Raw genomic sequence first — 24,704 nt, 5'->3', positions numbered from 1 at the left:
AGACACCAAACGCCTGGAGTTTGCCCCATGCTCGACAACCGCCCTTTCAAACGCCTGCTCCTGGGCACCGCCCTCGCCCTTGGCCTGATCGGCAGCGCCGCTGCCGCCGACCTGCAACCGCTGCGGGTGGCCAACCAGAAGTCGACAATCAAGGCGCTGCTGGAAGCCTCCGGCGAAACCCGGAATGTGCCTTACACGATCCAGTGGTCGGAGTTCCCATCGGCCTCGCCGCTGGGCGAAGCACTCAACGCCGGTGCCGTGGACATCGGCGCCCTCGGTGATGCGCCGTACGTGTTCGCCCTCGGTGCCGGTGCCTCCCTCAAGGTGGTCAGCATCATCCACTCCGAAGGGCGCACCACGACCGCCCTGGTCGTGCCCAAGGACTCACCGATCAAGACCGTTGCCGACCTCAAGGGCAAGAAGATCGTCACCGGGCGCGGCTCCATCGGCCATTACCTGGCGATCAAGGCCCTGGCCACCGCCGGCCTGACCACCCAGGATGTGCAGTTCATTTTCCTGCTGCCCAGCGAATCACGCCTGGTGCTGGATAACGGCACCGCCGACGCCTGGGCCACCTGGGACCCGTACACCACTGTGGTCACTTCACAAAGCCAGGCCCGTGTGCTGATCAGCGGCAACCAACTGTTGAGCAACCACCTGTACCTCGCCGCCACAAGCCAGGCCATCGCCGACAAGCGCCCGCAGCTCGACGACTTTGTCGCCCGCGTCGACCGCGCGTATGCCTGGGCCAACACCCACCCCAATGAATACGCCGCCGCCCAGGCCAGGATCACCGGCCTGCCGCTGGACGTGCATGTGACGGTGGCCAAGGACACCCGCCTGAACCCGGTCACGATCGACGATGCGGTGATCAGGGGCCTGCAAGCGACCGCCGACACCTATCAACAGGAAGGCCTGCTGCTCAAGCACATCGACGTGTCGCAGGGCTTCGACAAGAGCTTCAACGCCAAGCGTGTCCCCTTCAACCAAGCCTCGCGCTAAAAGGAGCAGCACATGAGCAAGCCACGTCATTTGAAACTGGGAGCCATGGTCCATGGCGTCGGTCACGGCTGGGGCGAATGGCGCCACCCGAACGCCCAACCGAATGCCAGCACCAGCTTCGGCTTCTACAAACAACAGACTGAATTGGCCGAAGCCGCCAAGTTCGACTTCGTGTTCATCGCCGACAGCCTGCATATCCACGCCAAGTCCAGCCCGCACTACCTCAACCGTTTCGAGCCGTTGACCATCCTGTCGGCACTCGCCGCGATCACCACACATATCGGCCTGGTCGCCACCGTGACCGTCAGCTACACCGAGCCCTACCAGGTCGCGCGCCAGTTCGCGTCCCTGGACCATATCAGCGGCGGTCGCGCCGGTTGGAACGTGGTCACCTCATGGCTCAGCGGCACCGCCGACAACTTCAGCAAGGCCGAGCACCCGCCCCACGCCGTGCGTTACCGCATCGCCAAGGAACACGTAAGCACCGTGCAGGGCCTGTGGGATTCGTGGGAAGACGACGCCTTTACCTACAACAAACAGTCCGGCGAGTTTTTCGCCCCGGGCAAGCTGCATGCACTCAACCACAAGGGCGACTTCTTCTCGGTCAAAGGTCCGCTGAACATCGCGCGCTCGCGCCAGGGCCAACCGGTGATTTTCCAGGCCGGCACCTCGGAGGACGGGCGCAACTTCGCGGCGCAGAACGCCGATGCGATCTTTGTGCACGTGGACAGCATCGAGGAGGGCCTGGTGTATACCCAAGACCTGAAACGCCGCGCCGAGGGCTTTGGCCGTGACCCGCAAAACCTGTCGATCCTGCCGGGCATCCGCCCGATTGTCGGCCGCGACGAGGCCGAAGTGGAAAGCCGCTACCAGCAGGCCGTGGAGCTGGTCACCGTGGAAGATGCCATCGTCGCCCTCGGTCGCCCGTTCAACGACCACGATTTCAGCCAATACCCGCTGGACGCGCCGTTCCCGGAACTGGGGGACCTGGGGTCCAACAGCCAGAAAGGCGGCTCCGACCGCATCAAGCAACTGGCCAGGGACGAAGGCCTGACCCTGCGCGAAGTGGCCCTGCGTTTCTCGCGGCCCAAACGTGATTTTGTCGGCACCCCGGAACAGGTCGCCGATGCGATCCAGACCTGGTTCGAGCGCGGCGCCAGTGACGGTTTCATCATCAACTCGGTGCTGCCGGATGGCTTGCAGTACTTCACCGAACTGGTGGTGCCAGTGTTGCAGAAGCGCGGCCTGTTCCGCAGCGAATACAGCGGCCAGACCCTGCGCGATAACCTGGGCCTGGAGGTGCCGGTGAACCGCTACAGCGTCGCCGCCGAGGTTGAAGAGCAGCAAGAGGCGCTGGCATGAGCCCATCCTTGCAGCCCTCCTTGCGCTCCGTGGAAGTCGCCCAGTTCGACGCCCTGCTCGAACGTCTTACCACCGAGCTGGCCAGCACCGCGCAAGTCTACGACGAGAGCGGCGCTTTCCCTCACGCCAACTTCAAGTTGCTGCACGAACACGGCCTGCTCGCCCTCACGGTGCCCAAGGCCCTGGGCGGCGGCGGCGCCAGCCTGTCCCAGGCACGCAGGGCAATCAGTGCGATTGCCAAGGGCGAGCCGTCCACCGCGCTGATCCTGGTGATGCAGTACCTGCAACACACCCGCCTGCAAGACAGCAAGACCTGGCCCGCGCACCTGCGCAGGCAAGTGGCCGAAGACGCAGTGCACAACGGCGCACTGATCAACGCCCTGCGCGTCGAGCCCGACCTCGGCACCCCGGCCCGTGGCGGGCTGCCGACGACCACCGCCGTGCGCACCGCCGAAGGCTGGCGCATCAGCGGACGCAAGATCTACTCCACCGGCAGCCACGGCCTGAGCTGGTTCAGCGTGTGGGGCCGCAGTGACGACGCCGACCCGCTGGTGGGCGCCTGGCTGGTGCCCAAGGACAGCCCCGGGGTGAGCATCATCGACACCTGGGACCACCTGGGCATGCGCGCCACCTGCAGCCATGAAGTGCTGCTCGAGAACGTGCTGGTGCCACTCGACCACGCCGTCAGCGTCAGCCCGTGGAGCGCGCCGTCGCCGGAGCTGGATAGCGAGGGCTTCCTATGGATGTCGGTGTTGCTGTCCTCGGTGTATGACGCCGTGGCCCAGGCCGCCCGGGACTGGCTGGTGAACTGGCTGGAGGAACGCCAACCGTCTAACCTCGGTGCGGCGCTGTCGAGCTTGCCGCGCTTCCAGGAAACCGTCGGCCATATCGACACCCTGCTGTTTGCCAACCGCAGCCTGCTCGACGCCGCCGCCGAGGGCCAAACCCCGGCCGCCAACGCCGCGCAATTGAAGTACCTGGTAACCAACAACGCGATCCGTGCCGTGGAGCTGGCCATCGAGGCCTCGGGCAACCCGGGCCTGTCGCGCCACAGCCCGCTGCAACGGCATTACCGCGACGTGCTGTGCAGCCGCGTGCATACCCCGCAGAACGACGCGGTATTACAAGGTGTCGGCAAGGCTGCCTTCGCCCAACGCCACAAGGAGCGCACATGACCCAGGTGATTATCGCCAGCCAGCTGGACGAGGATTACAACGAGGTCCTCCGCCAGCGCCTGGCGTCGATCCACCCCGAGGCCCAGGTGATCGGGGTGCCCGTCGGGGTGCCCAGCGACCTGCCGCCCCAGGCGAATATCCTGCTGCTGCGCCCGATCAACGTGCGCGGCTACACCGCCCCGGACACTCCGCCCCCCGGTTGGCCCTACGGCGTACAGTGGGTGCACCTGGTGTCGTCGGGCATCGACTTCTACCCACAGTGGCTGTTCAACGGCCCTCCGGTGACCACATCGCGGGGCAGTGCAGCCGACAACCTGGCCGAATTCGCCTTGGCAGCGATCTTTGCCGCGTCCAAGCATTTGCCGGATATCTGGGTCAAGGATGCCCAGTGGCACTTCACCCCGCTGCGCCCGCTCAAGGGCACCACGCTGGGCATCCTGGGGTTTGGAGCGATTGGCGAGCGCCTGGCGCACAAGGCCCTGGCCCTGGGGATCAAGGTGGTTGCGCTGCGCCACAGCTCGGCCCCCTTCAGCACCGGAGTGGAAGCCGCCAGCGACATCCACGACCTGTTCGCCCGCGCCGATCACCTGGTGGTGGCGGCACCGCTGACCGAGGCCACGCGGCATATCATCAACCGTGACGTCTTCGCCAGCGCCAAGCCGGGGTTGCACCTGATCAACATAGCACGGGGTGGCTTGCTGGATCAGGAAGCGTTGCTGGAGGCGCTGGACAATGGGCAGGTTGGCTTGGCATCGCTGGATGTGACCGAGCCGGAGCCGCTGCCGGACGGGCATGCGTTGTACACCCATCCACGGGTTAGGCTGTCGCCGCATACCTCGGCGATTTCGACCAATAGCCGCAACGAGATTGCCGATACTTTTTTGGCGAACCTGGAGCGCTACGTGGCCGATCAAGCGCTGAATAACTTAGTTTACGTCTAACGCAAATCAAAACGTGGGAGCGGGCTTGCTCGCGAATGCAGAGTGTCAGTCGATAGACCTTTGACTGAACCACCGCATTCGCGAGCAAGCCCGCTCCCACATGTGATCTGTGTTGACTGGGAGAAATCATTTGATGCGGTAGTGGAACGTGTTGCGCACTGCTGGCACGGGCACGGGTTTTCCATCAACAATCCGTGGCTGGTAACGGAAGGTATTCGCCGCCGCCAGTGAAGGCCGCATGAACAAAGGGTGGCAGCCGTCGAGCACCCTGGGGTTTTCCACGCGGCCCTGGGTGTTGACGGTGTACTCCACCGAACAATCGCCTTCGATGTGCTTATCCAGGGCGCGCTCGGGGTAGTCCGGCGCGTCCTTGCTCAAGGGCTGGTACTGGCGGCTGTCGAAAGCCGGTGCCGCAGCGGGTGTTGCAGCTCGCGCTGTTTCAGCGGCCTGGCGCTGCTGGTCAGCACGCTGTTGTGCCTGCTCACGGTTGCGCTGTTCAGTGGCCAGCCGTTGCTGCTCCTGCTGCTTTTCTTCGACGCGCTTACGCGCCAGGGCGGCCTGTTCGAGTTTGCGCGCCTGGATCTGCGGATCGACCGTGGGCTTCACCGGTACGGGCACCGCGACCGGCTCCAGGGGCGTGATGGCCACCGGTTCAGGTGCGGGAGCCGGCACAGGTGCAGCCGGCAGCATTACCAACTGGGTATGCATCACCCTGGGGGCTTCCACCGGCGGTTTTTCCGTCGACCAGCCGAGCATCAGCGCAGCCAGCACGCCTACATGCAGCGCCACCGCGAGGCTGGCCGCCACGCTGTTTCTCCAGAACCCGGAAGGCTCCCCAGGCCCCACTGCGAGCAGCGGACTGTGCATGATCATCGCCGTCATTGCGGGGCCTCGGTCACCAGCCCAAGGTTGCTCACCCCGCCCTTCTGCAACACCGCCATGGCCGCGACCACACGGCCGTAACCTGCGTTATCGTCGGCGCGGATGTACACCTGGGTGTCGCTGCGCGCCGCCACCACCTGCATGACCTTGGCGCCCATTTCGTCGAGGGTCACGGCGCTGTCGGTCTGGTGTTGGGTGTCGAGTTCACCGCCGAGGTTCCAGTAGTAGCCACCATCGGCCTTCACCGACAGCGTGAGGATCTGCTGGCGGGTGTCGGTGGCCAGCGCCTCGGCGGCGACCTTGGGCAGCTCGATCTTCACGCCCTGGGTGAGCATCGGCGCGGTAACCATGAAGATCACCAGCAGCACCAGCATCACGTCGATATAGGGCACCACGTTCATCTCGGCCTTGGGCCCATGCTTGCGTTGCGGCCTGGTCAACATCGGTTTGCTCCTTGTTCAGGCGGCCACGGCCAGGTTGATCGGCGTGCCGCGCAAGGTGCGGTGCAGGCGCACTTGCAGTTCGTTGCCGAAGGCGTAGTAGCGGGTGAGCAAGGTTTGTCCGCGTGCGGCGAAGCGGTTGTAGGCGATCACTGCCGGGATCGCGGCAAACAGGCCGATGGCCGTGGCGATCAAAGCTTCGGCGATGCCCGGCGCCACGGTGGACAGCGTGGCCTGCTGTACCTGGGACAGGCCGATAAAGGAATTCATGATCCCCCACACAGTGCCGAACAGGCCGATGTAGGGGCTCACCGACCCCACGGTCGCAAGGAATTGCAGGCCTTTTTCCAGCTCGACTTCCTGCTCGGTGATCGCCACCTGCAACGCACGCTCCACGCCGTCCAGCACGGCCGGATCATGGCCGTGCAGGTGCTGGTATTCCTGCACGCCGGCTATGAAGATCGGTGCAATCCCACCCTCGCCGGCCTGCACGGTGTCGCGGTACAGCGGCTGCAAGTCGGGCGCCGCACGAAAGCGCTGCACAAAGCCATTCAACTGGCGCTCCAGGCGCCGCAGCACACTGCCGCGCTGGATGATCAGGTACCAGCTGAGCAAGGAGGCCAGCAGCAAGGTGATCATCACCGCCTTGACCAACAGGCTGGCGTCGCTGATCAAGCCCCAGATCGTCATATGTTCCATCGTCGCGTGCATGGTGAAGCTCCTATTCGATAAAAAAGTGATGACCGGGTGATGACGCCTACGGCAATTTCAACGTGCGGGTCACCTCGGCCCAGGGCACGAACTTGAAATTCTGGGTCTGCTCGGGCATGCGCTTGCGGCCGTCCTGCACCACCAACATGCCCTTGCTCCAGGGCCCGCCGAGGTTCATGGCCGTCACTTCCAGACCGTCGGTTTCCGAAGCGCCATCGATCCCCGCTGCCGCGTTCAGGCCGACACGAAAGGCACCGTGGCTGGCGAACGGCGGCTCGGCATCCAGCACCAGGTAGCTGTCATTGCCCTGGCTGGAGATCACCAGGTAGTCGCGCTTGTCGCTCTGGTACAACGCCAGGCCCTCGACATCCGCATGCAACTGCGGGCCGACCTTGATCACGCTGGTGAGCGTGGCCGGCTGGTCGGCGCGGGCATCCACTGCCCACACGCCGACGTCTTCTTCACCGATAAACAGGCGCTGGCGCTGGTCATCGGCCACGCAACCCTCGGGCTGGCTGTCGACCTTGAACTGGCGCACCAGCTCGCCCTGCACCCGGCCATCCGGCGCGCTGAGGCGGTATTGCAGGAAGGTGCCGTCCTTGCCGTTGGCGATCGCGTAGAGCTCGCCACTGGCGGGCTGGAACAGGCAGATGCCGTAGATCTCCTTGAGCGGCGTCGGCACTTCACCGGCTTCGCGCAGTTCGCCGCTCTGGCGGTCAATGCTGAACAGGCTCAGGCTGTTGTGATCGCGATTGCTCGCCACGGCCAGGTCGACAGTCTGCGCGCCGAGCTTGAAGTGGGGGCGCACATCGACATTGTTGAGACGCCCCACCGCCAGTTCCTGCAACAGCTTGCCGTCAAGGTCGTAGGCCAGCAGGCCCTGCTTTTTGTTGGTGCCAAGCACGCGACTTTTTTCCGGTTGTGCGGGGTGAATCCAGATCGCCGGGTCATCCGCCGCATCGCCCTGTCGACCGACCGGGTCGGTCTGGCGCACCGCAGCGACTTCCGGCAGTACCGGTTCCGCCGTCACAGGCTTGGCTTTCCAGCTGAGCGTGCCCTGGTAAAGCTTGCCATTGTCGTCATCGCGCACCAGCAGTTGCTGGCCGTTGACGCTGAGCTGTTCCGGTTCCTTGAGGCCTGGCAGCGTCAGGCCCGGTTGCTCGACCCAGCCCTTGCCGACGTGCTGGAACAGGTGCACCTGGGCCGTCTTCGGATCGAGTGCGACCATCCCGCCCGGCACCAGCGCCATGGCGCCCGCTTCACGCTTGGGGTTGTCGAACAACGCCACCGGCGTGCGCTTGACCTCGGCTTCCGGGTGCGCCGGGTAGGCCCACCAGCCGACGTTTGCTTCATTCACCACCAGCTGTTGGGTGGTGTCATCCACCTGGCAGAACTGCGCCGACGGCGGCAACGGCAGACCGCGTACACGCTGGGGATCGCTGAGCAACGTCGAGCCGTTGCCCACCAGCCACTGCTCACCCTTGCCCTCTTCACCCACCAGGAACACAAACAGGTTGGCGGCGCCGTCGCGGAACAGGCACAGGCCGTTGACCGGGTAGTCACGGGTGGGCAGGTACAGCGGTTTGCCAAAGCTTTTGGCGGACGCGTCAAGGTTGATCAGCACGGCTTGCTGGCGGTCGTTGTCGAGGCTGGCGACCAGTACCTGGGTGCCGGCAGCGCGGGTGTCGAGGCTGCTGAAGTTGCCGTTGAAGCGGGCGAGTTCGGTGCCTTTGGCGTCGAGCAGTTGCAGGCCGTTGCGGGTACTGGCGGTGAGGCGTTCGGTGCTGCTCAGCACGGCCATGGCCTCGGCATTGAGGCTGGGAGCCCAAGGGGTCAGGACCAGGTCCGTGGCCATTGCCGGTGCGCAGAGGGTCAAGGCCATTAGCAGGTACAGCTTGGAAATCTTCATGTACGAGTCAATCCGTCAAAAACAATGGAGATCCAATGTGGGAGGGGGCTTGCCCCCGATAGCAGTGTGTCAGTCAACACAGATGCCAGCTGGGCCACAGCCATCGGGGGCAAGCCCCCTCCCGCATTTCGACCGAGGTATGGGTTAGAAGTGGGTGAAGGTCAGGCCAACTTTGTAGGTCGGGCCGTACTCTTCGTACTGGCCGTTGTAGCTGCGGTGGCCGGTGTAGACGAAGTACGACTCATCGGTGAGGTTCTGGGCCTCGAAGCTGACTTGCAGGTTCTTGGTCAGCGAGTAGCGTGCGCTGAAGTCGACAAAGGTCTGGGCGTCGACGTGCAGGTCGTGGGCCTTGTCGTTGATCGAGGCCAACTCGTAGAGGTAGGCCGATTTGTAGTTGGCCGACAGGCGCAGGCTGAGCGTGTCGTCTTCCCAGCCAAGCATCAGGTTGCCGACGGTGTCGGACTGGTTGGGCAGGCTGATATTGCGCTTGCGGTTCGTGCCACTGGCACTGTCGAAACCTTCGATGTCGGCGCTGGAGCGGCTGAACGTGCTGTTGGCACCGATCAGCAGGCCGTTCCACGGCGCGGGCAGCCAGTCGAACTTCTGTGAGTAAGCCAGTTCCAGGCCATAGAGCTTGGCGCTGTCGCCGTTGGCGTAAGTATGGGCCTCGGCGAAGTTGGTCCAGGCGCCGGTGCCGGCCAGGTCGGTGTTGTAGACGAAATTCTTGATGTCCTTGTAGAACACGAACGCCGAGACGGTGCCGGCGCGGCCCATGAAGTGCTCGATGCCCAGGTCCAGGTTGCTCGATTCCAGGGGCTTGAGGTTCGGATTGCCAAAGGTGGCTTCGTCATCATCGATCACAAAACCCGGCGCCAACTGGCCAAAGGTCGGGCGGACCACGGACTTGGTCCAGGCCGCGCGCACCTGGGTGTTCTTGTCGATCTGGTAGCGCGCATGCAGGCCCGGCAGCCAATGGTGATAGCGGCGTTTGGTATCGGTCGGGGTGAATACGCCATCGGTGGCGCCGGTGCCCTTGGCTTCGAACTCGGTGCCTTCGTAACGCAGCCCGGCGATAAAGCGCCAGTCGTCAATATCGACGGTGTTCATCAGGTAGCCGGCGTTGATGTCTTCGCGAATGGTGAAGTCGTTGACCCGCGATTCGGTCTCGTCATAGAAGTCCGCCGGGTTGAGGCTGCCGATCAGCTGCTTGATCGCGCTGGGGCTGATGCCGGGGCCGTAATTGCCCAGGCGGTAGTCGACGTTGCCCTTCTGGAACTGGCTGAGGTTGAGCTGATCGGCAGTAAAACCAAGGGTGTCGAAATCTTTGTAGACCCAGGCTTCCAGATCGTTGTCCTTGTTGCGGCGGCTGACCTTGCCGCCGAATTTGACCTGGGATGCATAGCCGCTCAGGTCGTAGTCGCGGGCCAGGTCCAGGCGCAGGTTTTTCTCGGTGTCCTGGGTGTTCTGTTTTTCCCAGTCGACTTTGTCGAGGCTGAAGTTGCGCGCGTCGTAGAAGCCGCTGTCGATGATCGGGCGGGGCTTGTCCTTGTCATAGAAGCCGCTGTTGGCAAAGTCGCCGCCGTCGAAGGTGGCGCCGGCGATGTGCGCCGGGCTGTCTTCGCTGGACTGGCTGTAGCCGGCCTGGCCGCTCAGGGTCCACAGGCCGAGCATGCGTTCGCCGCCAAATACGTAGGACTGGATTTGCTGGGTCTCTTCGCGGTTCTTCAGCTTGCGCTTGCCCTCGGCATCGCCCAGTTGGCCGGGGGCCTGCGGGTCGGCGAATTCGAGGCTGGTGGAGTTGCGGGTTTCGGTGTCTTTGTAGCGGCTGTAGAGGGTGCGCAGGTAGTAGCTGCTGAGGTCATCGGGTTTGTAGTCGAAGTTCAGGCCGCCACCGGCCCGCTCGCGGCTGATGTCGTAGTCACGCTGTTCGAACTCGTTGAGTCGGGCGCCGTCGGTGAAGTCCCAGGCGCCGCCGGTCTCGACGTTGTCCGAGCCGAAGTCGCGCTTCTGCCAGCTCAGTGCGGCGGCCACACCAAAATTGTCGATGCCGTCGCCAAGACTGAAACGGTTGCTGGCCGCGCCGGAGAATTTGGGGCTGGTCTGGCTCGTGTTCTTGTCGTAGCTGGCCTCGCTGCTGCCGGTGTAGAACAGGCCCTTGTGGTCGAAGGCCGACAGGCTTTGCACATCCACCGTGCCGCCGAGGGAGTTGGCGTCCATGTCCGGGGTGAGGGTCTTGATCACCGACAGCGATTGCACCAGTTCTGCGGGCAGCACGTCGAGAGCCACCGCGCGGCGAGCGCTCTCCGGGGCGGGTACCAGGGTGCCGTTGATGGTCACGCTGTTGAGGTCCGGGCCCAGGCCACGCACGCTGACGAAGCGCCCTTCGCCCTGGTCGCGCTCCACGCTGATGCCCGGCAGGCGCTGCGCCGCTTCGGCGACGTTTTCATCCGGCAACTGGGCCACGCCGTCGGCATGCACCACACTCTTGATGCTGTCCGAATTGCGTTGCTCCTTGAGCGCCTGGTCGATGGCCGCTGCCTGGCCGACCACTTCGACGTGCTCGGTGTTGGCCGCTTCGGCCGCGTTGAGCCGCTCGCTGGCAATCGCCAGGGCCAAGGCAGTAAGCGTGAAGCTGACGAGCCCGGTGCGCTTGTACATGCAATCCTCCCCAAGAGTCCGTTGGCGCCAGGCAAGAGGCCCGGCAACTGGGAGGGCACGCTAGGGGTGGGGGATGACGGTTCTGTGACAGCGAGTGGCGCGGAGCCCCGTAAACCGGGGGTTTGAGCAGCATCTTGAGTTGGAATGAGCTGAAATGACCTGTGAAGATCAACTGTGGGAGGGGGCTTGCTGTGGTGAGCGGGCTTGCCCCGCGCTGGTCTGCGAAGCAGACCCACCGGATCATCAGTGAACCTGTCGGGGGACAAGCCCCCTCACCACAGCAAGCCCCCTCCCACATTCTTTGACCTTTGTTGTCGGTGAGATGAGCTGATTCGACCCCTGCCCTGCGTCACGCAACCGTCACATCCATCTGCTGTGCTGGCGCCCACGACTGAACCTTGCAAGGACTCGCGGCCATGTTTTCCGTGCTCAAACCCCACCGCTGGAAACTCTCCCTGCTGCTGATCGCCGCCAACCTGGGGCTGATCCTGCACCTGGCCTGCGGCGAGTTGAAAAGCGTCAGCGAATGGGTGTGGCTGGATATCTTCGGTGAAGGCGGTTCCGCCCTGCTCGCCCTGGTCTGGCTGGGGCTGGTGCTGAAAAGCCGACCCGCCGGGCGCGTGACCAACTACCTGGCGCTGGGGCTGTCATGCATTTTCTTCTCGTGGTGGATCGACAGCCTCGACGAATTTATCCGCCTGCCCGACAGCATCACCTGGGACCACTGGCTGGAGTCCGGGCCGATGCCGGTGGGCATGATCCTGCTGACCATCGGCATCTACCACTGGCACCGCGAACAACTGGCGATCAGCGCACAGATGGAGAAACGCGAGCGACTGTTCCGCGAGCATCGGCTGTTCGACAAACTCACGCCCCTGGCCGGCGCCGACTACCTCAAGCGCCAGTTGGCCGACAGCCTGCAAGACAGCCAGACCCAGCAGCAACCGCTGTCCCTGCTAGCCCTGGACCTGGACCACTTCGCGGCCATCAACCAGGCCTACGGGCATGCCGAAGGCGATGCGGTGCTGCAGGCCCTCAGCCATTTGCTGTTGCTCAACCTGCGCCGCCAGGACCTGCTGTGCCGCCTGGCCGGCGACCGTTTTGTGGTGCTGCTGCCCAACACCGGTGAGCGCCAGGCCAAGGAACTGGCGCTGGAGTTGCAGCAGGCAGTGCGCGGCCTCGCGCACAAGACCCGGCTGCACGGTGAGCGCCTGCAACTGGCGGCGACCACCGCCGTGGTCATGGCCCTGGACGAGCCGCCCCAGGACTTGCTCAAGCGCCTCAACCTGGCCCTGGCCAGGGCCAAGCAACCCCTGGCGAAAAGCGCCTGAAATGGCCGTGAAAACCAGTTGGTACGAAGCCGACAGCCGCTTCATACCGGGGCACTACCAACCCGCCACGCTGATCGACCTGGCCTTGTCCCGGGACATCGACAGCCATCGCCTGCTGCGCGGCACCGGGCTGTTTCACGAGGACATCCTGGCCGGCACGGCGCGCTTGAGCCCGCAGCAGTTTTTCGGCTTGATCGGCAACAGTCGCAAACTGCTCGACGCCGACGACAGCAGTTTTCTGTTCGGCCAGCGGCTCTTGCCCGGTTATTACGGCGCGGCCAGCCATGCCTTGGGGCATGCGCAGAACCTGCACCAGGCCCTGGAGATCCTGATCCAGCAACAGGTGCTGCTCAGCCCGCTGGTCACCCTGCAACTGGAGTTGGATACGCATCACGCCTACCTGTACTGGCGGGACAGTTGCGGCGCCGGCGAGCACTGGCGGTTTTTGCTGGAAGCCAGCATGACCTCGCTGGTTGCCATGAGCCAGTGGCTCAGTGGCGAGCGCCTGCCGTGGGCGTGCAGCTTCAGCCATGCCGAACCGCGCTACGTCGAGCAGTACTGGGTACATCTGGGTGAAGAGACGCGCTTCGAACGGCCGCTGGATATGCTGAGTATCCCCCGCGAATACCTCACCCGCGCCTGGCCAGGTGCCTCGGCCACCGCCGGCCAGGTGGCACGCCAGCAAGCCCGTGTGCAGATCGAACAACTGGGCTTCTCCAGCAGTTTTCTCGACTGCCTCTACGACTATCTGCACGAACAGGTACGCCAACCGCCCAGCCTGGAACAGGCTGCGCAGGCCTTCACCATGAGCCCGGCGACCCTCAAGCGCAAGTTGCACAAGCATGACACCGGCTTTCAGCAGCAGGTGGACCGCGTGCGCAAGCAGGTGGCGTTGCACCTGTATCAGGTCAAGGGCTACAGCAATGATGAAGTGGCGGCGTACCTGAACTTCAACGATGCGGCGAACTTCCGCCGCTCATTCAAGCGCTGGACCGGCAGTACGCCCAACCTGATCCGCCAGCTCTTCAACAGCCGCTAGCCAGGCGCTCACGCAGGAATTCCACCAGCGCCTGCACCGGTCGCGAACTCTGCCGGTGCTGGGGGTACACCGCCGACAGCGTCAGGTCTTCGGGGGCGAATTCGTCCAGCACCGTGACCAGGCGGCCATCCTTCAACGCCTCGCCGACGATAAAGGTCGGCAGGTAGGTCACGCCCAGACCGGCGATGGCGGTATCGCGCAGCAAGTCGCCGTTGTTCACCCGCATGCGCCCGCTCACGCTCAGCGCCTGCAACTTGCCCTTGAAGCGCCATTGCACCTGGCGGCCGTGGCCGTAGGGCAGGCAGTCGTGGTCGGCAAGGTCATCGGGTTTTTGCGGCGTACCACGCAAAGCCAGGTAGTCGGGGCTGGCGCAGTACACCCGGGGAATGCTGGCGATACGCCGGGCAATCAGGGTGGAATCTTCCAGGGTGCCGATGCGCAAGACCAGATCGTAGCCTTCGCCGATCAGGTCCACGGGGCGGTCGCTCAAGTCGACCTCCACCGCCACCTGGGGATGGCGTTGCAGGAACAGTGGTAACAGGCAGCCCAGATGAGCCATGGCAAACGACAACGGCGCGCTGAGGCGAATGGTGCCGCGCGGCTCGCTGTTCTGGCCGGCGATGCCCTGCTCGACTTGCTCGACTTCACTGAGCAGGCGTAGGGCGGATTCGTAGTAACTCTGGCCGAGTGGCGTGACATCCAGGCGGCGGGTGGAGCGGTTGAGCAGGCGCACGCCGAGGCGATCTTCCAGCTGGATCAGGCGGCGGCTGACGAATTGCTTGGACAGGCCCAACTGTTCGGCGGCGGCGGTGAAGCTGCCGGATTCCATGACTTGGCAGAACAGGCGCATGTCTTCGAAGGGGTTCATTGTCGCTTCTCGGTGGACATTTCTCGGATTTATAGCCTGTTAGTGGACACACCACAAAACAAATTGTGGGAGGGGGCTTGCCCCCGATAGCAGTGGGCCAGTCAGAGAAGTTGTGACTGACACACCGTCATCGGGGGCAAGCCCCCTCCCACAAGGAATAACCTGAGCCAGTTACTTGGCAGTAAACGCCGAGTAGCTGTTCATCAGGTTGCGATAGTTGGGGATGCGTGGCGACAGCAGGTTGGCCAGGCCTTCCATGTCGTTGCGCCAGTCGCGCTGCAGTTCGCAGGCCACGGCAAACCAGTTCACCAGTTGGGCTCCAGCGGCGGTCATGCGCGCCCAGGCCGCTTGTTGTACGGTTTCGTTGAAGGTGCCGGAGGCGTCGGTGACCACGAACACTTCAAAGCCTTCTTCCAGCGCGCACAGGGTCGGGAACGCGACGCACACATCTGTCACCACACCGGCAATGATGATCTGCTTGCGGCCGGTGGCCTTGACGGCCTTGACGAAGTCTTCGTTGTCCCAGGCATTGATCTGGCCAGGGCGGGCGATGTACGGCGCGTCCGGGAACAGGGCTTTGAGCTCTGGCACCAGTGGGCCGTTGGGACCGCTTTCGAAGCTGGTGGTGAGGATGGTCGGCAGGTTGAAGAACTTGGCGACGTCAGCCAGGGCCAACACGTTGTTCTTGAATTCGTTGGGGGAGAAATCCTGCACCAGGGAAATCAGGCCAGTCTGGTGGTCGACCAACAGTACAACGGCGTCATCTTTGTTCAAACGAGGGCTAGCCATGGTTCAACTCCTTACGGGGGTATGGGTAATCAAAACGCAAAACACGAGCAGCCGAACGCACCCCAGAAACCCTGGAAGTCGCTGACCGGCACGCTGGAATGGCGGGCTTTTTCGTGGCTGTGGGCATGCACGCCGCACGGCCCGCTGCACTGGTGCACCTGGGCCTGCAACGGCGAGCCTGGGCGCCAGTGACCCGGCACCTTGACCACCGGCGACCAGTCCGGCAGTACCGGCACGCGCGGGGGTGCGAAGTCTTCGAAGTCACCGGCACCGTAGACCACCTTGCCGCCGACCACGGTGAGGACCGACTCGATCCACTTGATCGCTTCTTCATCGACACTGAAGAAGTCTGCCGACAGCGCCGCCACGTCCGCCAACTGCCCGACCTTGATCTGGCCCTTCTTGCCCTGCTCGGACGAGAACCAGGCGCTGCCATGGGTGAACAGTTCCAACGCGGTCAGGCGTGGCAAGCCTTCGGCATGCAACTCCAGGCCACCGACGGTGCGGCCGCTGACCATCCAGTACAGCGAGGTCCACGGGTTGTAACTCGACACCCGCGTCGCATCGGTGCCCGCGCCGACCGGCACGCCTTCGGCCAGCATGCGCTTGATCGGCGGCGTGGCTTCGGCGGCCTTGGCGCCGTAGCGCTCGACAAAATATTCGCCCTGGAACGCCATGCGGTCCTGGATCGCAATACCGCCACCGAGGGCACGTACACGCTCGATGTTCTGCGGGGTGATGGTTTCGGCGTGGTCGAAAAACCACGGCAGGCCGTTGAACGGGATGTCGCGGTTGACCTTCTCGAACACATCGAGCATGCGCGAGATGGATTCGTTATAGGTGGCGTGCAAACGGAACGGCCAGCGCTGTTCAACCAGGTGGCGCACCACCGGCTCCAGTTCCTGCTCCATGGTCAACGGCAGGTCCGGACGCGGTTCCAGGAAGTCTTCGAAGTCGGCGGCCGAGAACACCAGCATCTCGCCGGCGCCGTTGTGGCGCAGGTAATCGTCGCCCTGATACAGGGTGACGCTGCCGGTCCAGTTCTTGAAGTCGCTGAGTTCTTCCTTGGGCTTCTGGGTGAACAGGTTGTAGGCGATGCGCACCGTCAACTGTTGGTCCTTGGCCAGTTGCTCGATCACCGCGTAGTCATCGGGGTAGTTCTGGAAACCGCCGCCGGCGTCGATGGCACTGGTGAGGCCCAGGCGGTTGAGTTCACGCATGAACTGGCGGGTCGAGTTGACCTGGTACTCCAACGGCAGTTTCGGGCCTTTGGCCAGGGTCGAATACAGAATCATCGCGTTCGGCCGCGCCACCAGCATGCCGGTGGGGTTGCCGTTACTGTCCCGCACAATCTCGCCGCCCGGCGGGTTCGGCGTGTACTTGGTGTAGCCAGCCACACGCAGCGCTGCGCGGTTGAGCAAGGCGCGGTCGTACAGGTGCAGCACGAACACCGGGGTATCCGGCGCCGCCTGGTTGAGTTCTTCCAGAGTCGGCATGCGTTTTTCGGCGAACTGGAATTCGTTCCAGCCCCCTACCACACGTACCCATTGCGGGGTCGGGGTGCGGTCGGCCTGGTCCTTGAGCATGCGCAGGGCATCGGCCAGGGACGGCACGCCCTCCCAGCGCAGTTCGAGGTTGTAGTTCAAGCCGCCCCGGATCAGGTGCAGGTGCGAGTCGTTGAGGCCGGGGATGACGGTGCGGCCCTTGAGGTCGATGACCTGGGTGCCACTGCCGCGCAGGGCCATGGCTTCACCGTCGGTACCCACGGCGACAAACCGCCCCTCGCGGATGGCGACGGCCGTGGCGCGCGGGTTTTCACGGTCCACGGTGTGGAACTGGCCATTGAACAGAATCAGATCGGCGTTCATAGGGTTTCCTTTACAGAGGCTTCAAGCCAGGGAGCGAACAGGCGGGTGGCCGCCGGCATCAGCAGGTAGACCACCAGCACGACGATGGTCACGGTCACCAGGAACGTGGCGACCACGTAGTTGGAGAGGAACGGGTGCAGGCGCAGCACCGGGCCCCACACGATCGGCACCAGCAGGGTCAGCGGCAGGATCACACACAGGGTGACCACCGCCTGCTTCCAGCGCGGCGGCTTGGCGGCGTTTGGCGTTTCGGGGTTGAACCAGAATTCGTTGACCGCGCCGATTTCGGTGTTGTCACCGTCGGCAAGCATGGGCGCGGCTTCGGCGATCAGGGTTTTGCGCTCGGGGGAGTCGAGCCAGGTTTGCAGGTCATCGGTGGAACGGTAGCGCAACACACAGGTAAACAGCGCCAAATTGCCCTGTTTGCCGCGTACCACGTCGACACCGAGGTGGCCAGGGCGGTCGCCGGCAATGCGCACGATGCGGCGCAGCCAGGCTTCGTAGTCGGCCTCCAGGCCGGGTTTGATGAGGTGTTTGACCACCAGGGTGACGACTTCGTCGGGGCCTGGTTTTGTGGTTGGGTCCATGGGTGTCCCTCTGCCTTGAAGATTCAGCGATGAGGGAGTTTGAGGGGGGATGGGGTGGGGAAAATTGGATGTACGTGCTGTTTGGGGGGTTGGGTTGGATTGGGGACATATCCGTTATTTGGGTGATGGCGGATATTGGTTCCGCCCTTACGGCGGCTCACTTTGGAAAAGCCCCAAAGTAAGCAAAGGGCTCTTGCCCCAACACTCGGCACCTCGCTTAGGCTCGGTGTGCCCGTAATTCGACAGGGATTTGGGGGGCCGCCGCCACGCGCCATCCATGGCGCGGGGCGGCTAAACCGGCATCCCTGCCGGTTTACCCCCCAAATCCCTGCCGAATTCCGGCCAGCGTGTTTGACGGGGCGCCTAAGATCAAAATCAAAAGCAAAGCGCGGCGGCCGAATAGCCGACCGGATCGTTGAGGCATACGCGTTCCTCTGTAGGAGCCGGGCTTGCCCGCGATGGTCGTTAACGATGATGCGGGAAGCCAGAATGCACGCGGCGCCCTCACTGGTCTTAGGGCTGCTTCGCAGCCCAACGCGGGGCAAGCCCGCTCACCACAGTAAGCCGGCAACACAGTAAGGCGCTAACACAGAACAAAAAGCGTATCTACGATGCGCAGCGAGTCGCTCTTGCTTTTGATCTTCGGCGCCCCGTCAAACACGCTGGCCGAACGCAGGCTTGAATCCGTGGGTAACCCGGCAGGACGCCGGGTTAGCCGCCCCGCGCCATGGATGGCGCGTGGCGGCGGCCCACGGATTCAAGCCGGAGTGAGGGCATGCCGAGCCTAAGCGAGGCACCGAGTGTTGGGGCGAAGGCCTTTTGCTTACTTTTGGCTGGGCCGGCATTCCGGCCTTTCCAAAAGTGAGCCGCTGTAAGAGCGGAACCATAGGTGGCCGTTACCGCAGCAACGGATATGTACACAATACGACACCACCACCCAATCACCCCGGCACCGGAATCACCCGCAACCCCCTCACCGACTTATAGGAAAAACTCGAATAAATCTCCTTGACGCAAGGCAACGTCTGCAACACCTCCCGCGCAAACTCCCCAAACGACTCCAGATCCTTCGCCACCACTTCCAACAAAAAATCATACCGCCCCGACACGTTATGACACGCCACAATCTCGGGAATCTCCAACAGCCGCTGCTCGAATGCCCGGGCAATGTCCTGGGTATGACTCTCCATCATGATGCTGACAAAGGCCGTCACCCCATACCCCAGCGCCTTGGGCGAGAGAATCGCCTGGTACCCACTGATCACCCCGCTCTCCTCCAGGTTGCGCACCCGGCGCCAACACGGCGAGGTCGTCAGGGAAACGCGGTCGGCCAATTCGGCCACCGTGAGGCGAGCATTACCTTGCAACGCGTTTAAAAGCGCTTTATCGGTGCGATCCAGACTGACAGGCATAACGTGCCTCTATTCGTTATTTTTATGAGGTTTTCATCCCAGGACGCGGGATTTAGCAGCAAATATTGCAAAATTCATCTGTGGTTATGAGCATAGCATTGTAGGAAATAAGGAGCGTCCGACATGAACAATAAACACAATGCATTCGGCTTTTCCACCCGCGCCATCCACCACGGCTACGACCCCAAGGACCACCACGGCGCGCTCGTCCCGCCGATTTACCTGTCTGCCACCTTTGCCTTCCCCACCGCCGAATACGGCGCCGCCTGTTTTGCCGGCGAAGCCAGCGGCCACTTCTATACGCGCATTTCCAACCCGACCCTGGCACTGCTGGAGTCGCGCATGGCGACCCTGGAAAACGGTGAGGCGGCGGTGGCGTTCAGTTCCGGGATGGGGGCGATTGCCGCAACGTTCTGGACCCTGCTGCGCCCCGGCGACGAGGTGATCGTCAGCCAGACGCTGTACGGTTGCACCTTCGCCCTGCTGCACCACGGCATCGGCGAGTTCGGCATCAAGGTGCGACATGTCGACCTCACCGACCTGGCGGCCCTGCAAGCCGCGCTCAGCCCCGCGACCCGCATGATCTACTGCGAAACCCCGGCCAACCCCAACCTGCAACTGGTGGATATCGCCGCCGTCGCCGCCCTCGCCCACCAGCAACCCGACATCACCGTGGTGGTCGACAACACCTACTGCACGCCCTACCTGCAACGCCCCCTGGAACTGGGCGCCGATGTGGTGGTGCATTCGGCGACCAAATACCTGAGCGGCCACGGCGATATCACTGCGGGCATTGCCGTGAGCAGCCAGGCGCTGGCCCAGCGCATTCGCCTGCAAGGCCTCAAGGACCTGACCGGCGCCGTCATGTCGCCCCAGGATGCCTCGCTGTTGATGCGCGGCCTCAAGACCCTGGCCCTGCGCATGGACCGCCATTGCAGCAACGCCCAGGCGGTAGCCGAAGCCTTGCAGGCGCACCCCGCCGTGGAGCGCGTGACTTACCCGGGGCTGCGTTCTTTTCCACAATACGAACTGGCGTCACGGCAGATGAAAATGCCCGGCGGCATGATCGCCTTTGAACTCAAGGGCGGGATCGAAACCGGCCGGCGCTTCATGAATGCACTCAAGCTGTTTACCCGTGCGGTCAGCCTGGGCGACGCCGAGTCACTGGCCCAGCACCCGGCAAGCATGACCCACTCCACCTACACCCCGGAGCAACGCGCCCGGCACGGTATCAGCGAAGGGCTGGTGCGGTTGTCGGTGGGCCTTGAGGACGTCGCCGACCTGCTGGCCGATGTGCATCAGGCACTGGCCAAATGCACGCGCACGCCGCAACACAAGTCCAAACTCGTGAGTGTCTAATCCAATTTTTTTAGATTGGATCCCCTTCCCGCCGCCAGGCTGTACTAGCATAGGTTCCGGCGGGAAGGATTATCACCGCAGGTTATTCGCATTGGCATGCCTCTTAATCCCCGTCGCTATAAGGCCGAATACCTGCACGCCTCATGGACGAATTGATGAACTCACAGCTGTTTCCCCATATTGGCAAGGTCATCGCCAGCACCGGCAGCCGCCATTTTCCGCGCATGCTGCATGACCTGATCCTCACCCAACTGGCCGTGGACGCCACCCATATCAGGCAATTGCAGCTGAGTGCCGAAGGGCAGGTCCGCCGCAAGATCAGCCCGGTCTACACCGACTCGGTAGAAGCCTTGGGCGAAGAGCAACCTGCGGCACAATTGCACCTCACCCGCCGCCGCGACGACGTGCGCTATGTGTTATCGGTGTATCGCTCACACCAGTCCGAAAATTTCTCGCCGCAGGAGCGCAGCATGCTGCAGGACTTCTCCACCCTGCTGCTGCCCATGGTCGAAAAACACATCGCCGCGATCCAGCCGTGCCGCCAGGACAGCGAGCCGGTGAACCCGGAAAACCAGGGCCTCGAAACCCTGCGCCGGCGCATCGAGGAACGCCTGGTGCAATCGGGGCTGACCCTCTCCAACCGTGAGCTCGAAGTGTGCGTCGGCCTGCTGGCCGGGCGCACGGCGCCGGAGTTGGCGGAGCAATTGGCGTTGAAGGTCAACACCATCGAGAGTTACCTGAAACGTGCGGCGATCAAGCTGGGGATCAGCGGGCGGCATTCGTTGCTGCGGTGGATGTATGCCACTGAGGACACCGCTGGTTTTTAAGACGACACCGGTCTGAATGTGGGAGGGGGCTTGCCCCCGATGGCGGTGGGTCAGCAACATAAATTGTGGCTGATACACAGCAATCGGGGGCAAGCCCCCTCCCACATTCGGCCCTATCAATCCCTTGCCAAGGCCTCGATCGGATCGAGCCGCGCCGCATTCCGCGCCGGCACAAAGCCGAACACGATGCCGATCAATGTCGAACAGGCAAACGCGGTGATGACCGAGCCCAGGGAAAACACCATCTCCCATTCCTTCACAAACAACGAAAACAGAAAGCCCAGGGCATAGGACAGCGAGATCCCGATCAGCCCGCCGATCAAACACACCATCACCGCCTCCACCAGGAACTGCTGGCGAATGTCCGATTGCCGGGCGCCCACCGCCATGCGAATACCGATCTCACGGGTGCGCTCGGTCACAGACACCAGCATGATGTTCATCACCCCGATACCGCCCACCAGCAGCGAAATCACCGCGATCAACGACAGCAACAGTGCCAGGGAGCGGCTGGTTTTCTGCACCGTCTGCATGATGCTGTCGAGGTTGTTGGTGAAGAAATCCTTGGTGCCGTGGCGTTGCAGCATCAGCTTGTTGACGTTGTCTTCGACCACCTTGCTCGGCTGGCCGTCCTTGATGCGCACAGTAATGCTGTCCAGATGGCGTTGCCCCAACAGGCGCCCCGCCGCCGTTTCATACGGCACCCACACATTCAATGCCTTGCTGGCGGCGAACATGTTTTTGTTGTCGGCCGTCACCCCGATCACCGTGCACGGCAGGTTACCCACCAGGATCACCTGGCCCAGCGGGTCGACGTTCGGCCCGAACAGACGATGGCGGGTGTTGTGGTCGATCACCACCACCTGGGCCTGGCGCCGCGCATCGCTTTCGCTGAAGGCGATACCCGCTTCGAGCTTCAGGCCCTTGACCTTGAAGTAGCGGTCACTCACCCCGTTGACCTGCGCATCCAGGTCGATATTGCCAAAGCGCAGCAACAGGTTGCGCCCCACCACCGGCGTGGCGCTGTCGACGTAATACAGCTGGTTCAAGGCGTCGACATCCGAGGGCATCAAGGTCTCGATGGCCGATGCGCGACTGTCGCCGAAGCTGGTGCCGGAAAAGATATCGATGGTGTTGCTGCCGATCGCCTGGATGTCCTTGAGCACATAACGCTTGGCGCCTTCACCGATGGCCGAGATCGACACCACCGAGGTGATGCCGATGACGATACCGAGCATGGTCAGCAAGGTCCGCATGCGATGGGACACCAGCGCGACCCAGGCCATATTGAAGGCCTCCTTGAACAACCCCAAGCTCGCCACCAGACGCCTGGCGCCGCTGCGCTTGGACTCGATGGGGGTTTCGCTGGGCAGCTCCAGGCCGACACTCTCGTTGGCCTTGTCGCTGACAATCTCGCCATCGCACACCTCGACGATGCGCTGGGCGTTCGCCGCGACCTTGGGGTCGTGCGTCACGATAATCACCGTGTGCCCCGCGGCGTGCAGCTCGGCGAGGATACGCATGACCTCCTTGCCGCTGTGGGTGTCGAGGGCGCCGGTGGGTTCGTCGGCGAGGATCACTTCACCGCCGTTCATCAACGCCCGAGCGATACTCACCCGCTGCTGCTGCCCGCCCGACAGCTGGCTGGGACGGTGGCTGGTGTGGCCCGCCAACCCCAGGCGCGCCAGCAACTCCCGCGCACGGCTATGGCGCGCGGTCTCCGGTGTACCGGCATAGATCGCCGGCATCTCCACGTTGTGCAAGGCGCTCAAGTGCGCCAGCAAGTGGTAGCGCTGGAAGATAAAGCCGAAGTAATCGCGGCGCAGTTCGGCCAATTGCTCGTCGCCCAATGAGCGGGTCTCGATACCATTGATCTTGTAGCTGCCGGCCGTGGCGTAATCCAGGCCGCCGAGGATGTTCATCAGGGTCGATTTACCCGAGCCCGAGGCGCCGATGATCGCGACCATTTCCCCGGCGTGAATCGTCAGGTCGATGCCCTTGAGCGCAATGAACTCACGCTCGCCGGCCATGAAACTGCGGGTGATGCCCTTGAGTTCCAACAGTGGCTGGGTCATCCGTCAGTTCCCCGCCACAGCCGGCGTGGCGTCGCCGATCACCACTTTGTCACCTTCGGCCAGGCCGTCGAGGATCTGCACCTTGACGTTGTTGTTGATCCCGGTCTTCACATCCCGCGACACCGCCTTGCCCTTGGCATCCAGCACCCGCAGCGGGTAGCTGCCGTCGTTGTTGCGCGCACCGAGCGCCGCCACCGGCACCATCAACGCGGCCTGGGCAGTATCGAGCACGATACGCACCTGGGCGGTCATGGCGATACGCAAGCGGTGATCGGGGTTGGGCACGTCGAACAGCGCGTTATAGAACACCGCCGTGTTCTGCTTCGGCGTGCCGGCGGTCTGGGTTTCCAGGAAGTTCTGCGGCGCCGGCTCGGTGCCGCGCAGCTTGGCGTAGTAACGCTTGTCGGCTTCACCGAGGATGGTGAAGTACACCTGCTGGCCGGGGCTGATGTGAATCACATCCGCCTCGGAGACCTGGGCCTTGACGGTCATGGTGTCCAGGTCCGCCAGCTTGAGCAGCACCGGCGCCAGCTGGCTGGCAATCACGGTCTGGCCTTCCTGGGTGACGATGCCCACCACATCGCCGTCGATGGGCGCGACGATGCGGGTGTAGGCCAGGTTGACCTTGGCAGTGTCGATCTGGATGTGGGCGCTTTTGATCTGCGCATCCAGGGACAGCAGGTTGGCCTGTTGCACCTGGAAGTTGGACTCGGCGTCTTCGAAATCCTGGCGTGAAACCGACTCGTCGATCTGCAGGCCTTTGTAGCGCTCGTACACGGACTTGGCCTGCTTGAGCTGGGCCGCTGTGGCGCGGCGTTGGGCCTGGAGGTTTTCTTCGTCGACCTGGGCTTTGCGCAAGGTGTTTTGCAGGACCAGTGGGTCGATTTCGGCGAGCCATTGGCCCTTTTTGACTTTGTCGCCGACTTTGACTTTGAGGGATTTCAATTGGCCGGAGACCTGGGCGCCTACGTCGACCTGTTTGATGCCTTCGAGCAGGCCGGTGGCCAGGACGGCGTTTTCGATGTCACCGCGTTCGGCGGTGGCGGTGAGGTATTGGGGGGCGTCGGCGGGGGCCTGGACCGTGTAGATGATCAGGCCGATGGCGACTGTGATGACTGTGAGCATTCCTAGTTTGCGTAACTTTGACTTTTCCATGGGTGGCCTTTGGTTGTGTACATATCCGTTGTTTCGGTAACGGCAACGATTGGTTCCGCCCTTACGGCGGGTCACTTTTGAAAAGAGCCCAAAAGTAACCAAAAGGCTCTTGCCCCAACACTCGGCACCTCGCCTAGGCTCGGTGTGCCCGTAATCCGACAGTGATTTGGGGGGCCGCCGCCACGCGCCATCCATGGCGCGGGGCGGCTAAACCGGCATCCCTGCCGGTTTACCCCCCAAATCCCTGCCGAATTCCGGCCAGCGTGTTTGACTGGGCGCCTAAGATCAAAATCAAAAGCAAAGCGCGGCGGCCT

Annotated in this window: 20 protein-coding genes; 8 read left to right on the top strand and 12 right to left on the bottom strand. The window is 63.2% G+C overall.

Going from position 1 to position 24,704, the window contains the following annotated elements:
* The first annotated feature begins 27 nt into the window (after nucleotides 1-27).
* The 4 genes from BLR69_RS03365 to BLR69_RS03350 are packed head-to-tail and all read left to right on the top strand — an operon-like array spanning nucleotide 28 to nucleotide 4,480.
* Nucleotides 28-1,002, top strand: coding sequence for an ABC transporter substrate-binding protein (locus BLR69_RS03365; RefSeq protein ID WP_071495258.1), 975 nt, complete (start codon nucleotides 28-30; stop codon nucleotides 1,000-1,002).
* Nucleotides 1,003-1,014: 12 nt separating this feature from the next.
* Nucleotides 1,015-2,364 (top strand): LLM class flavin-dependent oxidoreductase, encoded by a 1,350-nt coding sequence (locus BLR69_RS03360; protein WP_071495259.1) that lies wholly within the window; start codon nucleotides 1,015-1,017, stop codon nucleotides 2,362-2,364.
* Nucleotides 2,361-3,539 carry an acyl-CoA dehydrogenase family protein gene (locus tag BLR69_RS03355; RefSeq protein WP_071495260.1) on the top strand — a complete coding sequence of 393 codons (1,179 nt, stop codon included), beginning with the start codon at nucleotides 2,361-2,363 and terminating at the stop codon, nucleotides 3,537-3,539. Before BLR69_RS03360 ends, BLR69_RS03355 begins: the two co-directional genes overlap by 4 nt.
* Nucleotides 3,536-4,480 (top strand): D-isomer specific 2-hydroxyacid dehydrogenase family protein, encoded by a 945-nt coding sequence (locus BLR69_RS03350; RefSeq protein ID WP_071495261.1) that lies wholly within the window; start codon nucleotides 3,536-3,538, stop codon nucleotides 4,478-4,480. The genes BLR69_RS03355 and BLR69_RS03350 overlap by 4 nt, the downstream gene beginning before the upstream one ends.
* Before the next feature lie 126 nt (nucleotides 4,481-4,606).
* On the opposite strand, the gene BLR69_RS03345 is transcribed toward BLR69_RS03350, so the two are convergent.
* The 5 genes from BLR69_RS03345 to BLR69_RS03325 form a co-directional block, all read right to left on the bottom strand.
* Nucleotides 4,607-5,362 carry an energy transducer TonB gene (locus BLR69_RS03345; RefSeq protein WP_071495262.1) on the bottom strand — a complete coding sequence of 252 codons (756 nt, stop codon included), beginning with the start codon at nucleotides 5,360-5,362 and terminating at the stop codon, nucleotides 4,607-4,609.
* Nucleotides 5,359-5,805 (bottom strand): protein TolR, encoded by a 447-nt coding sequence (gene tolR / locus BLR69_RS03340; RefSeq protein WP_048731426.1) that lies wholly within the window; start codon nucleotides 5,803-5,805, stop codon nucleotides 5,359-5,361. Before tolR ends, BLR69_RS03345 begins: the two co-directional genes overlap by 4 nt.
* Before the next feature lie 15 nt (nucleotides 5,806-5,820).
* Entirely contained in the window at nucleotides 5,821-6,513 is a 693-nt protein-coding gene (gene tolQ, locus BLR69_RS03335) for a protein TolQ (RefSeq protein WP_071495263.1), read from the bottom strand.
* A 46-nt stretch (nucleotides 6,514-6,559) separates the two neighbouring features.
* On the bottom strand, nucleotides 6,560-8,422 hold the full coding sequence (locus BLR69_RS03330) for a phytase (RefSeq protein ID WP_071495264.1): 1,863 nt from the start codon (nucleotides 8,420-8,422) through the stop codon (nucleotides 6,560-6,562).
* A 144-nt stretch (nucleotides 8,423-8,566) separates the two neighbouring features.
* Complete coding sequence (locus BLR69_RS03325) at nucleotides 8,567-11,080, bottom strand: TonB-dependent receptor (protein ID WP_071495265.1); 2,514 nt, start codon at nucleotides 11,078-11,080, stop codon at nucleotides 8,567-8,569.
* Between the two features lie 416 nt (nucleotides 11,081-11,496).
* Here BLR69_RS03325 and BLR69_RS03320 point away from each other — a divergent pair, with 416 nt between their 5' ends.
* Both BLR69_RS03320 and BLR69_RS03315 read left to right on the top strand, forming a co-directional pair.
* Nucleotides 11,497-12,411 (top strand): GGDEF domain-containing protein, encoded by a 915-nt coding sequence (locus BLR69_RS03320; protein ID WP_071495266.1) that lies wholly within the window; start codon nucleotides 11,497-11,499, stop codon nucleotides 12,409-12,411.
* Nucleotide 12,412: 1 nt separating this feature from the next.
* Complete coding sequence (locus BLR69_RS03315; protein WP_071495267.1) at nucleotides 12,413-13,450, top strand: AraC family transcriptional regulator; 1,038 nt, start codon at nucleotides 12,413-12,415, stop codon at nucleotides 13,448-13,450.
* On the opposite strand, the gene BLR69_RS03310 is transcribed toward BLR69_RS03315, so the two are convergent.
* From BLR69_RS03310 to BLR69_RS03285, 5 genes are all read right to left on the bottom strand, one after another.
* Nucleotides 13,437-14,318, bottom strand: coding sequence for a LysR family transcriptional regulator (locus BLR69_RS03310; RefSeq protein WP_058425557.1), 882 nt, complete (start codon nucleotides 14,316-14,318; stop codon nucleotides 13,437-13,439). The two genes, BLR69_RS03315 and BLR69_RS03310, sit on opposite strands and share 14 nt — an antisense overlap.
* 171 nt (nucleotides 14,319-14,489) lie before the next feature.
* Nucleotides 14,490-15,107: an isochorismate family cysteine hydrolase YcaC gene (gene ycaC, locus BLR69_RS03305; RefSeq protein ID WP_058425558.1), complete on the bottom strand. Its 618-nt coding sequence runs from the start codon at nucleotides 15,105-15,107 to the stop codon at nucleotides 14,490-14,492.
* A gap of 29 nt (nucleotides 15,108-15,136) precedes the next feature.
* Nucleotides 15,137-16,975, bottom strand: a complete 1,839-nt coding sequence (locus tag BLR69_RS03300; protein WP_071495268.1) for an amidohydrolase — start codon at nucleotides 16,973-16,975, stop codon at nucleotides 15,137-15,139.
* A complete protein-coding gene (locus tag BLR69_RS03295; RefSeq protein WP_071490110.1) occupies nucleotides 16,972-17,562 on the bottom strand; it encodes an antibiotic biosynthesis monooxygenase in 591 nt (196 codons plus the stop codon). Before BLR69_RS03295 ends, BLR69_RS03300 begins: the two co-directional genes overlap by 4 nt.
* A gap of 941 nt (nucleotides 17,563-18,503) precedes the next feature.
* Nucleotides 18,504-18,974 (bottom strand): Lrp/AsnC family transcriptional regulator, encoded by a 471-nt coding sequence (locus BLR69_RS03285; RefSeq protein ID WP_071495269.1) that lies wholly within the window; start codon nucleotides 18,972-18,974, stop codon nucleotides 18,504-18,506.
* A 123-nt stretch (nucleotides 18,975-19,097) separates the two neighbouring features.
* On the opposite strand from BLR69_RS03285, the gene BLR69_RS03280 reads away from it, so the two are divergent.
* Entirely contained in the window at nucleotides 19,098-20,333 is a 1,236-nt protein-coding gene (locus tag BLR69_RS03280; RefSeq protein ID WP_071495270.1) for a methionine gamma-lyase, read from the top strand.
* A gap of 155 nt (nucleotides 20,334-20,488) precedes the next feature.
* Nucleotides 20,489-21,160 carry a response regulator transcription factor gene (locus BLR69_RS03275; protein ID WP_134434925.1) on the top strand — a complete coding sequence of 224 codons (672 nt, stop codon included), beginning with the start codon at nucleotides 20,489-20,491 and terminating at the stop codon, nucleotides 21,158-21,160.
* Between the two features lie 116 nt (nucleotides 21,161-21,276).
* On the opposite strand, the gene BLR69_RS03270 is transcribed toward BLR69_RS03275, so the two are convergent.
* A complete protein-coding gene (locus tag BLR69_RS03270; protein ID WP_071495272.1) occupies nucleotides 21,277-23,235 on the bottom strand; it encodes a MacB family efflux pump subunit in 1,959 nt (652 codons plus the stop codon).
* Nucleotides 23,236-23,238: 3 nt separating this feature from the next.
* On the bottom strand, nucleotides 23,239-24,390 hold the full coding sequence (gene macA / locus BLR69_RS03265) for a macrolide transporter subunit MacA (protein WP_071495273.1): 1,152 nt from the start codon (nucleotides 24,388-24,390) through the stop codon (nucleotides 23,239-23,241).
* Between the last annotated feature and the right edge of the window lie 314 nt (nucleotides 24,391-24,704).

Origin of the sequence: Pseudomonas azotoformans, from assembly GCF_900103345.1 — a bacterium.
In the GTDB taxonomy this organism is placed as follows: domain Bacteria; phylum Pseudomonadota; class Gammaproteobacteria; order Pseudomonadales; family Pseudomonadaceae; genus Aquipseudomonas; species Aquipseudomonas azotoformans.
This window is presented reverse-complemented; position numbering and strand designations above follow the sequence as displayed.